This is a genomic window from Mucilaginibacter sp., from assembly GCF_039207105.1.
In the GTDB taxonomy this organism is placed as follows: domain Bacteria; phylum Bacteroidota; class Bacteroidia; order Sphingobacteriales; family Sphingobacteriaceae; genus Mucilaginibacter.
In genome coordinates, this window is the sequence record NZ_JBCECK010000135.1 from 1 (window position 1) to 13,704 (window position 13,704).

A 13,704-nucleotide genomic window follows, 5' to 3' on the forward strand; every position below is an offset into this window, starting at 1 on the left:
ATTCCAGGTGAATATCAGTAATAAAACCCGCTCCAAGTATGGCCACTTTGGTTCTGTTCATACAAATAATAAGTGTTAATAAGCGGTATGGCCGCCGGTTTTCATGGTAAATGGTTTAAAAAGGTATCCGGAAATGGTTAATCCCGATTGACGAATTTAGTATTAAATAAAAGCAATTGAAAGATAAATCTGCGGGAAATTTAGTAACTGTTTGGCATTGCGAGCGGGCATGGCAATAAGCCTTCTCTAAATCTCACTCAAGAGGGGATACTTATAATTTAAAGTCCTCTCCTTTGGAGAGTAATACCCCATGAAAAGGCTTAATCTTTGATTTGCATGGCACACAAAAGACTCACCCGGCCTGCGCTACGCTCGACCACCCTCTCTTCGCCTTCGGCGGAAAGAGGGAATCTGAAAATGGATGAAGGATAAAGGCAAAGATTAATAAGCTTCACCCTCTTTTCAGCGAAGCTGAAGAGAGGGTGAAGCTTTATGGTGCGTTTCTTAGTTCAATAGAAAATAGTAATCAGTTTTTTAAATGTTATCCTTGTCTGCTTTTTTATTCACCTCCTTGGTCATTTTGAGTGTGAGGAAAAGAAGCAGCGCAGCTGCAATGATGATGGCTATCCAAATAAACATGGTGTAATCGCGGCCAACTTTTTTGGATCCGGTTTGGTAGCCCGTGTTTTTTTCAATCGCGCCGTGACTTATCTGGCTCAGGTTGGTGTGAATACTATCTGCAAAAAATTTTAGATCATATTCCGGAGCTTGCGCGGTTTGATCGCCGGTCAGCAGGCGGTAGCTTTGTTTGGCATCCAGGTAGCTGATCACCGATTCGTCGCTTTGGTAGGCCTCTACACTTTTAATGTTCAAAGGCAAATTATCGCCGTTGTTTATCAGCAACAATAATTGATTGGACTTAGCGGCAATAAGCAGGTCGGTAGCTTTGGCCGAATTTAATTCGGCATCGGCAAGTAATTGCTTTTCCTTACCTACTATCTGGTAAACCGATACCTCCCGTTTAAAGTACTTTGGCGCGGTGATGTTAATATGCAGCTTGTTTACCTGATAAGTATCATTAAGTTTCAGGGTAATGTAGGAGGTTTTATTACTGTCGGTACGACTCTGTTCAATGGGCCCAATCGCCACATAATTTTGCATAGCGGCATATTCGGTGTAGATACCAGCCTGCAAAAATTTGATAGGTGTTTTGTTTTTATCGTTAACCAGCAGTTTCAGGTAACGGTAATTGCTGGCCGGGAAGGATAGCGATTGGAGATAAGTGCCCTTGCTGTTTTGCACAGCTTCTTGCAGGGGGATATCTTCCTGTATGGCAAACCACTGTTTCAGATCGTCGCTCCCGGCTAAGTTTACCTTGCGCTGTACAGCGGTATTTTGCAGCCTGATCCAAAGGCGGTCGACAGTATAGCCTGTTTTATTTTCAACAGTAAAAGTAGTGCCGGTATCTGTAACCAGTCGGGCATCAACCGAGTTAAAAATCGCAAAGCTTTTCTGGTCTTTCTGGGGCAGGCTGCCTGCGGTTATATAAGGTACAAAATTGCCTTTAGCGTCAATAATGCGGATATCGGCCAAATCGGCTTTGGTTTTGGCCACCAGCGCAGGCTGCAGGCTAATTCGGTAAAATCCTGTACTATCAACCTTGGGCAATGCAGCCTGGTATTTAAAATTTTGTTGAGCTGATGCCGATAGCATTAACCCGCAAAACAGCGCGGTTAGGCCGGTTAACTTATTCACTCTTTGCTTTAGCTTCATCATCAACAATAATTTTTTTAACCTTTTGGTACATGAACGATATAATGAGCAGTAACACACCAAGGCAAAAGAAGGCGGCTATTTTGCCCGCCACGGGTATGTTATTGATATCGAACAAAAATAATTTTAATAGCGTTATGGAAAACAAAGTTAACGATACAATACGCATCACCTTTAACTTATACCGCATACCCAGCCACATGAGCGCGAAGGATAACAGCCCCCACAGTATAGGTAGGCCGGTTTTAATATAAACGGTTTCAACGCGGCTAACAGGATAGGTTTTACTGTAGAATAGCAGGTTGCTGAGCAGGCTTACCTCCAGACTTAAAAATAAAACCACAGCAAAGCTAATGAGCCAGGTGAACATGGCCTTCATACCGGTATCCAGATTATTCTGGCAGAGGCGAATGATGCGGTAAAATAACAAACCAATAAAAATGGCACCTATCCAATGCGTGGCAAAATAGCCGGTTGATAATTTATGTTGCTCCAGCATGAGGCGCTGCAGATCAAAAAACTCCGGAGTTAAAGCAAGGTAAACGGTAATGCTAACCAGTAGTATGCCCAGCCTTAGTTTTTCGTTAAATTGCAGGGCTACTGCTTTTAACGATACCAGGTAATATCCGTAAATGAACACCGGCATATACACCATCATGTAAAGCACGTTTAATGATGTATCCGGGAAACGGTTCAGGAACTGATAATTGATCTCAAGTAAGCCGCTTAAAAAAAGCAGGGCAAGTGCTGCAATGCCAAAAATGTGCCTGCTAAGTGCTTTGGCTCCCAGCCGCGGCGACTCATCACGCCCAACAAGTACCGAAAGCATGTAGGAACTTACAGCCGCTACCAACGTAGTGATGAAACCCTTGTTGGCAATAACCGGGAGTGCTACGCTATGAAATGAATAGATCTGGTACCAATCCATCAGCAGGCTTGTTATCATGGCCATCCATAACAACAGGGAAGTGATTTTCATGAGTTGGATGGATGATCGCTGGTACAGCCAGTACAGCAATACCGCTTCCGATGCCCAGAAAATAGTAATGCTATGGCCATGCAACTGTATAGGTGCCGCCAATGAAATAAAGGTGAGTGTAATACCTATAAGCAGGTAAAGGATATTGCTATCAACCTTACGGTTGCGGAACAGGATGTAGGATAATACCAGGTTTACCACACCCAGGCTTATACAGAATAATCCTCTGAACTGTTCCTGCTTCATCACGGTAAGCAGGTATAAACCCGCCGCGAAATAAAGCGCCGTATTGCTGAGCAGGATGGTAAAGTCCGAAGCGATGAATTTTTTGTTTTCCCTAACATTATGGGCCACGTTAATAATAAAGTACAGCACATAAAAAATACTGGCATATACAAAGCCGATATGATAAGTTGCCGGGGTAAGGGTATACAGCACCGAGGCAAAAACAATAACCGTAAAGCCAAAGCTAATGATGTTGAGCACCCTCCAGGCCTTAAAATAAGCAATGATGAGCAGCCCAATATTCAGGATAAGGAGGTATATGAACAGCCCGCTGTAATTGGCATTGCCACTGCTAACCATGAACGGACTGGCAAAGCCACCTACCAGGGCAATAACCGCCAATTCCTGCTTATCATATAATAGCGAAAGCACCACCGCGAAGACAGTGATACCGATAAGAATAATAAAAGCGGTGATTTGACTAAATAGTTGAAACTGGTGAAAAGCCAGCGTAATGGTAAAATAAAACACAGCTAAACCACCGCCAGCCATTACCGAGCTGAATGCCTTATAACTATTGCGCAGGTAATGGGCTATACCAATTAAAATGGCTCCGCAAACTACGCCTATACCCACACGGCCAACCGGGCCAACCCAATTATTATCAATAGCGTATTTTACAAAAAAGCCAATGGCCAGCACCAATATGGCGATACCGATTTTATTGATGAGGTTTTCGCCAATGAATTTTTCCAGATCGGGGTGGCGCTCAAAAAAGGATGGGCGCGGCTCCTTAGGTTTTGGTGGTATAAAATCAGCTGTTGTTTTAACAGGCCTGCGGATGGCTGAAAGGCTATCAGTAATAACCTCGGGCTGGCGTTCAATATTTTCTGGTTTAATAAATTCGGGCTGGGGCTGAGGTTCGGGAGCCTCAACTGGTTTAGGTGGTTCCGGAACGACAACAGGTGGAGTTTCGACAATAATAGGTTTAGGCTCATCAGCTGGTTTAATAGTAGGTTCTGCCGATGCCGGTTTTGATGATGATTGCTCGGCCAGTTGTTTTAATTGCAGGATCTTATTATTCAGATCGCTCAGTTTACGGTTAGTATCGTTCTTATGACTTACTATCAAATAAACAATGAGCAGGAGTATCAGTATGGTTAAAATTTCCATAATTACAGGTTTAGCGAAAGCTAATATAACCGATTTATGAAATAATACACTATTGGGTTTTTTGCAGTGCGCTGTTGATTGTCAAACAACACTCCGGCGAACTGTTATTTCACCTCAATTTTTTGACGGATGCCGATCACGTTTCCATTCATATCGGTACCATCCATCAGTAGGGTATAATTGCTGGGCTTATCCGCTGTGTAAAATGAAAACTGTGCCCGGCCTTTATCGGTAATAATATTAGGCGACCAGTAAATTGTCGACTGTGTATCCAAAAGGGAACGATCTGTTTTGATAGTGTATTTGGGTGAGTAAAATTCTTTTTGCGCTGCAAAGGCTATCGGCTTATAAATATAAACACCCGGTGTTTTCTTTAAAAAAGGGCCCGAGCCGCTGTAAGTAGTAATCTCGATAAAGGCATGGTCGAAAGTTATGTTATCAAGAGGGTTTAAAAAATGCGAAAAATAGGCTGATACATATTTAGATGATTTCATCAACTCAATACCCTTAATATCTTCGGCAGTGTAGCCGTCCAGGTAATCTTTTACATAACGCAGATAGTCAGTTGGGTCGGTACCAAAACCGGGGTAGGCAAAGTCAATATTAACCCCATCAATAACAAAATGCAAAAACTGATCATGAATAAAATAAAGATAAGGGAACTTGCCCGATCCTAAATGAAAGCCCTGTATCCGTTTGGCCAGCAAGTCGCCTAAAGTTATCTTACCGGCCTTCTCCATTTCTTCCTGATCAATAGACAGGTCCGAGCCACCGTCGCGATTTAAATTCCTGGAACCGTTAATTACCCTTTTGCCTTTTATTTTAACTTCTTTAAGCATGTTTTTTCCTGCCAGCTTCTCGTGCTCGTTAGTATAGGTCAGTATGTTTTTTGTGGTTTTAACCAGGCTGCTATCGGTATTTACATACCAGGGAATAGTTTTAATATTTAAGGGATGAATAAAGGGCGGCTTAAATTCGGCAACCTCAATGCCTACATTAAAACTCTTTCCCCTTTTGTTGCGGGCTTGAATTACATAGGCCGGAGTATCTGTGGGATAAATATGATTAAAGGTAAATATGCCCAGCTTATTGGTAACTGTATCCATCACCAGCGTTGGTTTTTTGGATAGCAGTACCACGCGCGATTTTTCTACCGGTTTATTAAACATATTGGTAACCTGTCCTTTGATCGCAAATTCCAGCTCGGCCAGGTAAGGGCCGGGTGTAAACGGTTCAAAACTTACAGCCCAGTTATAATTTACCCAGCCTTGTGCCAACAGTAAATTGTCCAGATTTTGCCATATGGCCGGGGTAAAAGTTTGCGGAAAATAATAGCCCGGGTCTTCCACATATCCTTTGATATCTGAAGTGAGCAGTATGGTCGAGAGGAGACTGCTGTTGGTTAAGCTATCTGTTTTTACCTGGTTATCATCTGTTATGGCTACGGAAAAACTCATCGCGGCTGGTTGGCTGCTATCGCGGTCGGTTACCTGGATGGCTACGGAAGCGCTATCCCTTAGGCTGTAAGTTTTTTTATTGAGGATGAGGTTTACATTAAGGTCATTTTCACGTTGAATAAAAATAATGCGCTCATTCAGCGGCTGATGTTCTTGATTTAATAAAGTAAAACGGGCTATACCCATTGGGAAAAGTTTTTTGCTCAACCGTATTTTCCTTGGGAAAGCGGTGACCTTAATAGCCTCGCCATAACAACCAATCCCGCGCGATTGGGCTATTAAATAATAAACGGAACCGCTCTGTTTCAGATCTGGAGTAGGGGTGATAGTTACTATAACCGAATCAGCATCAAACGAGTTATTAACAGCTAAAACAAACCCCGAAGGCTTAACCGCGGGTAGGGCATAGAGTTTGGAATAAACACCATCCGCCAATTTTATTTTGGCTGTATAAATTTCACCGGGCTGGGGGATAAAATTAAAGGTGCCCATCCCGGAGTGGGTAGCTTGAAAATTAGCTATTTCCTGCTGATGGCTGTTATATACAGTACCGGAAATGTTGATTCCCCGGCCATCCCTGCTGAGAGTCTTAAAAGCCACATGGGCTGGTAGGCCTGCTACAAGCGAGCCACCCTCGGGCAAAAACTGAAGATCGGTATTGTTGGCCTGGTTGGTTGTAAAGGGGATTTGATACAGTTCGGTATTGTTGGTTTTGCTAAGCGGTTGCAGGGTAATTAACAAGTTATTCACGTCGGTTTTATCGGGGATATCATAGTTGAAGCTGATAGATCCATCTACCAATGTCTGCACTTTGTTTTGATATCTTGTTTTATTACTCTCGCTTATCTTTAACTGAAAACCTTGTAAAATAACCGGTAGCTGATCGGTTTTGGTAAGGCGTAAGGTTACTTCGGCCTGCCTTTTGCCGGCATTATCTTTAACGTTGATTTTTGATTTGATGAACAGCGTATTTTCTGTGGGGCGACTAATCGAAAATTGTTTTTGAAACAGGTATTGTTCATCATAGTTGCGCATCCAGTTGGTGTAGGCTCGCAGTGTATAGTTTCCTTCCGGGAACAGCTTTTCGTTGAGTATGAGGTTACCCCAGCCCAGTCCCACAACGGTGGCAACCATTTTCCTGATGATCACCTGGTTTTGGTCGTTCGCTATTTCTATATAAATAATACTGCTTTTTGCTGATGCCCTGAGGTAGGCGGCATTAAATAAATAGGCTTTAAAACGTAAGGTATCACCAATGGTATAAAAAGGCTTATCGGTATGCAGGTAAAGTTTTTCAATAGCGGCAGAATCGGCGCGGGCAGTTACCGCGGCAACCATATCTTTAATGCTTGAGGTTTGCGCATGTAGTATAGTATTACTGGCAATAATAAACCAGATAGCAATGATAATTCGCAAGGTTTTCGTCATAACAGGTTGTAATACCGGAGATTTGGTAAAAATGCAGCTTTATTAAAGCTAATATAATATGATTAATGGATAATATGCAATTGCGTTTGCAGCGGGTCTGGTTTTGTTAAATAAGTAAAGCTTAATTCGAGGCTGCATATCCTGAAAGTGATTTACATCGCTTTTGTATGATTTAATATTATATAATATTGTTACATTATTTACATAAGCAGATGAATTACTTTTATGGCCAATAGTTACTCATATTGCTGTTTCCAGGCATTGCTTCCTTTAAAGGATTTATGAGATAATTCATATAACAAGATCGATGAAGATTGAAAAGCTAAAGTTTATAAAATCAATTTGGATTGCATTAGGATTTTTTACTGTTTTAGTCACAGATTCATGTAATAAAGCACAAAATGTAACCGCTGCAACTACACAATCAGGGCTTTCCAATATTTTAATTTTAGGTAATAGTATTACGCAGGCATCCGCTAACCCATCAATAGGCTGGAATAATAACTGGGGAATGGCAGCTACTGTTGCTGACAGCGATTATGTACATCGCTTAACAGTACAATTTGATAAGAAAAACAGTAAGTGTAAAGTTACGGCATTTAATATCGCCTCTTTTGAAACTGATTTTGCGAATTATGATTTTGATGCAAATCTAAAAGCTTACAGAGATAGTAAGCCGGATCTGCTCATCATTCGTATTGGTGAAAACGTACAGGACGGATTTAATGCCACCTTGTTCGAGACCAGGTATGCAGCTTTAATAGCCTATTTTAAAAGTGTAAATCCTACCATGCAGGTATATGCCTTTGGTTCATTTTGGCCCGGCAAAGATGTGGTTGATGATATCATGAAAAAATACTCCCCATTTTTATCATTGAGTTATTTAGGAAATGACCGGAGTGATTATTCTTTTGGATTATGGGCTGATAACGGTATACAAAGCCATCCCTCCAATAAAGGCATGCGGCTTATAAGTGAGGCAATCTGGCAGCAAGTTGGTATATTAAAAAAGCCATAGATGCTTTGTTAAATAAGATTAAATAAATTTATATGAAGCTTATATGCAGTATTTAGCATTGCTAAACTGCATATTAAAATGAAAATAACCTTTCACAAACTGCTTATCGCCGCTTTTATATTTTGCTGTTGTGCCTGTAAACAATCTAAATCAGATAATACAAATATTACCGAACCGGTAATTAAAGATGAAGGCGTAAAAATTGCCTATACCGATACCCACACTGGTGATACCACGCTGCTTTTTGTACATGGTTGGTGCATCAATAAAACTTACTGGCTTAGCCAGGTAAACTTTTTTAAAAACAAATACAGGGTAGTTACCATAGACCTACCCGGATTTGGTGAATCGGGAAAAAACAGGAACCGGTGGAACACGGCTGCCTTTGGTCAGGATGTTACGACTATTATCAAAAAGCTTGGGCTCAAAAACGTGATTTTAATTGGTCACTCTATGGCGGGAGATATTATTGTGCAGGCCGCCAATAACGCGCCCAACGAGGTTATTGGGTTGGTTGGGGTTGATAATTTTAAAAACGTTGGAGTTGGCGGTACCCCGAGCAAGCAGGATAGCATAGCTTACCAAAAAGCTATCGACTCTTTAAAGGATGATTTCAAGAGGATCGCTTTTGATTATTTTAATCACGATCTGTTTTCAAAAACAACCAGCGCCGCTATCAAAGCCCGCATACTGAACGATGTTGCCCATTCCGATTCAACCATTGCGGCAGCATGCATGGAGCAGGATAACTTTGATGAAGCTGCAGAGCTCCTGAAAACTCAAAAGAAACTGAGCCTGATCAACAGCGATGTTACCCCAACCAATACATCGGGCATGAAAACTAAGGGAATTCCTTTTCAAATCTGGTACATTCACGGCTCAGGTCATTTCCCGATGGTTGAGCATCCTGCCGAATTTAATAGTTCGTTAGTACAGGCCATTCAAAAACTGAATACCTAAAACAATAGCTTCAGACAAATAGAGTATTTTTATTAGGGTTAATGATTTTCTGAATCAATTAAATAACTTAGCTTCAATTATAAGCTAACAGCAAATCCCTTTGCTGCAAAACCCTGATACAATACCTTATGAAGCTGTTTTTGAAGTGTGCCTTATTCATTGCCGGGCTATTGGTGGTAAAGCTGGCCCATGCCCAAACCATATCTCCGTCACTATTAAAAAAAACCTGGAAGGCCAACTGGATCACCGTGCCCGATGAGTCTGCCAGCGGATACGGCGTTTATCATTTCCGGAAGACTATCAAACTTACGGCAAAACCGGCATCGTTCATTATACACGTATCGGCCGATAACCGCTATAAATTATATGTTAACGGAACGTTGGTGTCACTTGGCCCTGCGCGTGGCGATACTTATTATTGGAACTTTGAAACCGTCGATCTGGCACCATACCTTAAGGCTGGCGATAACAGCATGGCCGCCCTGGTCTGGAACGAGGGGGATTACCGCCCCGAAGCACAGATATCCCTGCGCACGGGCTTTATTATGCAGGGTAATACCGATGCCGAAGCTATCGTCAATACCAATAAAAGCTGGAAATGTATCCGCGATAAGGCTTATCAACCCATTACCGGTATAGGTTACAGCAGTTATTACATAGCCGGCCCCGGCGAGCACATAGAGATGCGCCAAACCATTAAAAACTGGACTGGAATAAACTTTAATGATAGTGCCTGGAAAAACGCCATCAAAATTGATGCGGGTAAGCCTAAGGGTGCGGCAGACGCTTTTGGCTGGATGCTGGTGCCGCCGTCATTACCGCAAATGGAATTGAAATACCAACGAATAGCGGTGTTACGTAAGGCGGACGGAATTAGCGTACCCAAATTGTTCCCTGCTGCAAAAGCGGCATTCACTATCCAGGCCAATACTTCGGCTACGCTACTGCTCGATCAAACTTTTTTAACCAACGCTTTTGTAACCTTAAATTTTAGCAAAGGCAAAAACGCCTCCATCAAATTAAGTTATGCCGAAGCCTTGTTCAGCAGCTTAAAAGGTAAGGAGGGTACGGTAAAAGGTAACCGCAACGAAGTAGATGGAAAGGTGTTTGTTGGCCGCCGAGACAGTATTATTGCCGATGGTTCTGCCGGGCAAACGTTTACCACCTTGGCCTGGCGCACGTTCCGGTACATTCAGCTAAAGGTTAAAACCGGTGCCGAGCCTTTGGTTATTGACGACCTGTACGGCACTTTCACAGGTTACCCCTTTCAGCTGAATGCCCGGTTGGAAACCGGTAGCCCAGAAATGCAAAAGATACTGGATATTGGCTGGCGCACCGCCCGCCTTTGTGCCGGAGAAACCTATACCGATTGTCCATACTATGAACAACTGCAGTACGTGGGCGATTCGCGCATACAGGCTCTGGTATCTTATTATAACAGCGGCGATGATCGTCTGGCGCGCAACGCTCTGAACCAGATGGATCATTCGCGAATTGCCGAAGGGTTAACACTGAGCCGTCACCCATCATTTTCACCGCAGATCATCTCTACCTTTTCGTTATGGTACATTGGTATGCTGCACGATTACTGGATGTATCGCCCCGATAGCGCCTTTGTGCAGGATAAACTGGCCGGAGTAAGGACTGTATTGGCTTACTTCGCCAAATACCAGCAGGCCGATGGCTCCCTGAAAGATACCCCGTACTGGACTTTTGTTGACTGGGTAAATGATCAAGGCTGGAATTACGGCCAGGCTCCCATAAGTGCAAAGGGTAATTCGGCTGTGTTAGATCTGCAGCTGATGTGGGCTTACAACCAGGCTGCCGAAATGGAGAGCCGTATGGGGATGCCCGCCTTTGCTCAACTGTATCATGAAAAAGCTGATCAGTTAAAAGCTACCATTCAAAAAAGGTACTGGGATGAAGGCAAACAGTTATACGCTGATACGGAAGATAAAACGCTGTTTTCGCAGCATACCAATACGTTGGCAGTGCTAACCGATATGGTTACCGGTACTGAGGCAACCGGCATTTGCCAAAAACTACTGACAGATACCTCACTCACGCAATGCACCATCTACTTTAAATATTACCTGCACCAGGCCCTAATAAAAGGAGGCTTTGGCGATAAATACACCCAATGGCTGGATATATGGCGGAAGAACATAGCAATGGGGCTGACCACCTGGGCAGAGATTTCTGATCTGGAGCATAACCGGTCCGACTGTCATGCCTGGGGCGCGAGCCCTAACATTGAGTTTTACCGCACCATTTTAGGTGTGGATAGCTATGCACCCGGTTTTAACCAGGTTAAAATTGAGCCTCATTTAGGTGATATGAAAACTCTGAGCGGAGAAGTGCCGCATCCAAACGGCAAGCTGTCAGTTAAATATGAATTTGAAAAAGATAAATGGGCTATTGAAATAATGCTGCCGCAAAATACATCCGGAATTTTGGTGTGGAAAGGTAAAAATTATCCGATCAAGGCAGGCGAAAACAGATTTAGCATTTAAAAGTTCACAAAAGGTGTGCAAAATGCAAATCAGGTTAACAGTTTATTAACAAAAATCACATTTAACATCATTTTTGCCATTTTTTAGTAAAAATACTTCAGATTTCTGTTTGAAAAGAAAAAAGCAACGCTAACTTTACCTTTATAATGTCTGCCGCTTATTGTATAATCTACACTGGTTTAATTACACAATTTAACAGGCAGATATCATTAAAAATATGATATTTACGAGCCGGAAGTTTTTTTGTTCATGTTAAACCTAAAGTCCGGGCTAAATCAATATTAAATGAAGAACACTCCATCACAGGTAAAAATTCTTTCCATCGATATCGGTGGTTCGCATATTAAAGCCACCATCCTCAACAGAAAGGGCGAGCTTAAAATGGATTACGATAAGGTGGTAACACCAGCCCCGGCCAGTCCCGAAAACGTTATTAAGGCCATCAAAAGCCTGGTTAAGGATTTTCCTGCTTATGATAAGGTATCGGTAGGGTTTCCGGGTTATGTGAAAAACGGAGTAATCAAAACCGCGCCAAACCTGGATACCAAGCTTTGGGCCGGGGTTGATTTCAGCAAAAAGCTGGGCGAAGCATTGGGCAAACCTACACAAGTAGTTAACGATGCCGATATGCAGGGCCTTGGTGTAGTAAGCGGTAAAGGCCTGGAAATGGTAGTTACCCTGGGTACCGGTTTTGGCACCGCCCTACTGATGGATGGTCATTTATTGCCCCACCTGGAACTGGCGCACCACCCGATAAAAAATGGGTCTATAACTTACGATAAGTACATTGGCGAAAAAGCGCTGGAAAAAGAGGGTCGCGAAAAGTGGAACAAGCGTATGCAAAAAGTTTTTAAGGTTTTAAAAACTGTATTTAACTACGATACTTTATATATTGGCGGCGGTAATTCAGACAAGCTAACCTTTAAGCTTGATAAAAACATGAAAATTGTTACTAACGCCGATGGCATCAAGGGAGGATCCAGACTATGGGTCACCGACGAAGAAAGCACAACTAAAAGAGCAATATCAACACCTACTAAATAAATCATACAATACCCACAACAATGGAAAATACTAAAGACATTGAAAAATTAGCAATTGATACCGTAAGGGTATTATCAGCAGATGCTGTTCAAAAGGCAAACTCAGGTCACCCAGGCACCGCGATGGCGCTGGCACCTATGGGCCACGTTTTGTGGTCAAAGTTTTTAAACTACAACCCTAAAAACCCTGATTGGGCAAACCGCGACAGGTTTATCCTTTCGGCTGGCCATGCTTGTATACTACAATACAGCTTTTTGTATTTAACGGGTTATGATTTAAGTTTAGATGATATTAAACAATTCCGTCAATTACACAGCAAAACCGCCGGTCACCCGGAATACGGTTTGGCTCCAGGTGTTGACGTTACAACCGGTCCGTTGGGCCAGGGCTTTGCCAACGGTGTAGGTTTCGCCATAGCGCAAAAACACTTAGCGGCACGCTACAATAAACCAGGTTTTGATCTGTTCAGCTACAATATATATGCAATAGTGAGCGATGGCGACATGATGGAAGGTGTTACATCAGAAGCAGCGTCACTTGCAGGGCATTTACAGTTGGGTAACCTGATCTATTTATATGATGATAACCACATCTCTATTGAAGGCAGCACCGATATTGCCTTTAACGAAGATGTAAGCGCCCGTTTCCGCGCTTATGGCTGGCATGTACAGGACCTGACCGATGTTAACGATATCCACGCTTTAGAGTTGGCATTGATCAACGCTAAATCTGAAACACAGAAACCATCATTTATCCGCGTTCGTTCATTGATCGCTTATGGTAGCCCTAACAAATCGGGTACTGCAGGGTCACACGGTTCGCCGCTGGGTGCTGACGAGATCAAACTGGTAAAAGAGTTTTTCGGTTTCGATCCTGAAAAATCATTCAACGTGCCAGATGAGGTATTGGATTACTACCACAAAAAAGGCGCGCGCGGTGCATCGGCAGAAGAAAAATGGAACAAATTATTTGCCGACTACAAAGCTAAGTTCCCTGAATTAGCTGCCGAGTACGAAGCTGCTGAAAAAGGCGAACTACCTGCAGGCTGGAAAGATAAACTGCCGGTTTTCAAAGCATCCGATCCAAAAATCGCTACCCGTGCTGCATCTGGCAAAGTGTTGAACGCTATCGCGC

At 42.8% G+C, this 13,704-nt stretch carries 7 protein-coding genes and 1 pseudogene; 5 read left to right on the forward strand and 3 right to left on the reverse strand.

What is annotated here, in order from left to right:
* Positions 1–534: 534 nt before the first annotated feature.
* From AAGC65_RS20335 to AAGC65_RS20345, 3 genes are all read right to left on the reverse strand, one after another.
* The gene (locus AAGC65_RS20335; protein WP_343114294.1) at positions 535–1,776 is read right to left on the reverse strand and encodes a DUF3999 family protein; all 1,242 of its coding nucleotides are present in this window, start codon (positions 1,774–1,776) and stop codon (positions 535–537) included.
* Complete coding sequence (locus tag AAGC65_RS20340; RefSeq protein WP_343114295.1) at positions 1,748–4,150, reverse strand: DUF2339 domain-containing protein; 2,403 nt, start codon at positions 4,148–4,150, stop codon at positions 1,748–1,750. The genes AAGC65_RS20335 and AAGC65_RS20340 overlap by 29 nt, the downstream gene beginning before the upstream one ends.
* A gap of 104 nt (positions 4,151–4,254) precedes the next feature.
* Entirely contained in the window at positions 4,255–7,035 is a 2,781-nt protein-coding gene (locus AAGC65_RS20345) for a hypothetical protein (protein WP_343114296.1), read from the reverse strand.
* 307 nt (positions 7,036–7,342) lie between these two features.
* Between AAGC65_RS20345 and AAGC65_RS20350 the strand changes: the two genes are divergently transcribed.
* The 5 genes and pseudogenes from AAGC65_RS20350 to AAGC65_RS20370 all read left to right on the forward strand — a co-directional run.
* Positions 7,343–8,053 (forward strand): SGNH/GDSL hydrolase family protein, encoded by a 711-nt coding sequence (locus AAGC65_RS20350; RefSeq protein WP_343114297.1) that lies wholly within the window; start codon positions 7,343–7,345, stop codon positions 8,051–8,053.
* A 78-nt stretch (positions 8,054–8,131) separates the two neighbouring features.
* Positions 8,132–9,013: an alpha/beta hydrolase gene (locus AAGC65_RS20355; RefSeq protein ID WP_343114298.1), complete on the forward strand. Its 882-nt coding sequence runs from the start codon at positions 8,132–8,134 to the stop codon at positions 9,011–9,013.
* A 128-nt stretch (positions 9,014–9,141) separates the two neighbouring features.
* Complete coding sequence (locus AAGC65_RS20360) at positions 9,142–11,526, forward strand: alpha-L-rhamnosidase C-terminal domain-containing protein (RefSeq protein ID WP_343114299.1); 2,385 nt, start codon at positions 9,142–9,144, stop codon at positions 11,524–11,526.
* A gap of 285 nt (positions 11,527–11,811) precedes the next feature.
* Positions 11,812–12,570: an ROK family protein gene (locus tag AAGC65_RS20365; protein ID WP_343114300.1), complete on the forward strand. Its 759-nt coding sequence runs from the start codon at positions 11,812–11,814 to the stop codon at positions 12,568–12,570.
* Positions 12,571–12,590: 20 nt separating this feature from the next.
* Positions 12,591–13,704 (forward strand): annotated as a pseudogene (locus AAGC65_RS20370) (transketolase); the annotation flags it as partial.

Excerpts from the sequence above, each read along its gene's own strand:
- AAGC65_RS20350 (WP_343114297.1), top strand. The coding sequence starts at position 7,343 with ATGAAGATTGAAAAGCTAAAGTTTATAAAATCAATTTGGATTGCATTA.
- AAGC65_RS20335 (WP_343114294.1), bottom strand. The coding sequence starts at position 1,776 with ATGATGAAGCTAAAGCAAAGAGTGAATAAGTTAACCGGCCTAACCGCG.
- AAGC65_RS20345 (WP_343114296.1), bottom strand. The coding sequence starts at position 7,035 with ATGACGAAAACCTTGCGAATTATCATTGCTATCTGGTTTATTATTGCC.
- AAGC65_RS20365 (WP_343114300.1), top strand. The coding sequence starts at position 11,812 with ATGAAGAACACTCCATCACAGGTAAAAATTCTTTCCATCGATATCGGT.
- AAGC65_RS20360 (WP_343114299.1), top strand. The coding sequence starts at position 9,142 with ATGAAGCTGTTTTTGAAGTGTGCCTTATTCATTGCCGGGCTATTGGTG.
- AAGC65_RS20355 (WP_343114298.1), top strand. The coding sequence starts at position 8,132 with ATGAAAATAACCTTTCACAAACTGCTTATCGCCGCTTTTATATTTTGC.
- AAGC65_RS20340 (WP_343114295.1), bottom strand. The coding sequence starts at position 4,150 with ATGGAAATTTTAACCATACTGATACTCCTGCTCATTGTTTATTTGATA.